Below are 1137 nucleotides of genomic sequence, written 5' to 3'. Positions count from 1 at the left end.
AATTGAAGGTTGTCAAACAGGCAGTTGTGAGAAGCAAACGGTTCTGGCAGTGAGCGGGTTTAATCTGGGTGTGACGACTCAGATGACAAAAAATAAAAACGATCACGACAGTGGTGAGCGACCAAGCCGACTACTCAGGTATTCACCCAGAAGTATGGCTTCTGCAATGTTAGCCATCAGTTCAGCCATGAGATGGAATACACCCATGGTCAGGTGCACTTCTGATAAAGGCAGGTTCAATATTCCATTGAATTTTCTGGCTGCGAGTACAGGGCCAACGTTCGGAGGAGGAATTGCCCTTTTTAATTATATGAAGCCGTTCTGTACGCGGGGGAAGGTGCTTTATAGTCAGCAGAGGATGCATCCTATATGGACATTTATTCAGATGACTATAGGCAGATTACTCAATTGGTCAGGTCTGGTTTGGACGACTATGGAGAGATTACGTAATTGGTCAGGTCAACGAGCGCTTGTCTTTACTCAATTGGACATTGAACATCAGGATGAGACACCGCTTTCTATTCAGGTCGACGGCGATATTTTACTGCAGACACCGGCAAAAATAACCTGGTTGCCGTTTGTGTTACGGTTTATGGGACCTCCCAAATATGGAGAACCCGGTTATTCCCTTATGGGCCTCGAGCAAGCTAGTGATGATCCGGATTCCTTTTAAATTTTGAATGTAGAAAGATGACTATTTAATCAACCGGGTATTATAAGAATGAAAAGAGTAAAGAAAGCAAAAAGTCGCTGGCAACTGGCTCTGGTCATTCTCATGCCTTCTCTGGCTATGGGGTTGGCTTGGTACTTTTATTTCTTCGGTACGCAGTTTGTGCCGGATGGTCGTACGAATAAGGGAGAGCTGCTATTACCCCCCGCCAGCTTCCAAAGTATGATGCTTGAGAAAAATAATGAAATGTTTGACCAGCAGGCACTGGAGGGTCGCTGGGGGATTCTGGTATTTGGTGACGATGCCTGCTCCGATCAGGCCTGTCAGGAAACGCTCTATCAAACCCGTCAGGCTCATCTGGCGCTCGGCAGAGACAGCGACCGGGTCGTCCGGCTTTTTATCTCTTCCTCATCCAATCCTGAATTGAACCAGCGTGTACTCAGTGAACATCCTGATCTGATCTGGTT

1 protein-coding gene and 1 pseudogene are annotated in these 1137 nt (G+C 46.6%); both read left to right on the top strand.

Annotated elements, in window-relative coordinates; genetic code table 11:
• Positions 1-673 (top strand): hypothetical protein (locus tag KDK16_RS01605; RefSeq protein ID WP_257274361.1); only part of this gene is annotated, 673 nt, incomplete at its 5' end.
• Between the two features lie 48 nt (positions 674-721).
• Positions 722-1137 (top strand): annotated as a pseudogene (locus KDK16_RS01600) (hypothetical protein); the annotation flags it as partial.

The organism is Endozoicomonas sp. SESOKO4, from assembly GCF_024606275.1.
The sequence above is the reverse complement of the archived record's forward strand: the minus strand, read 5'-3'. Positions and strand labels throughout refer to the sequence as shown.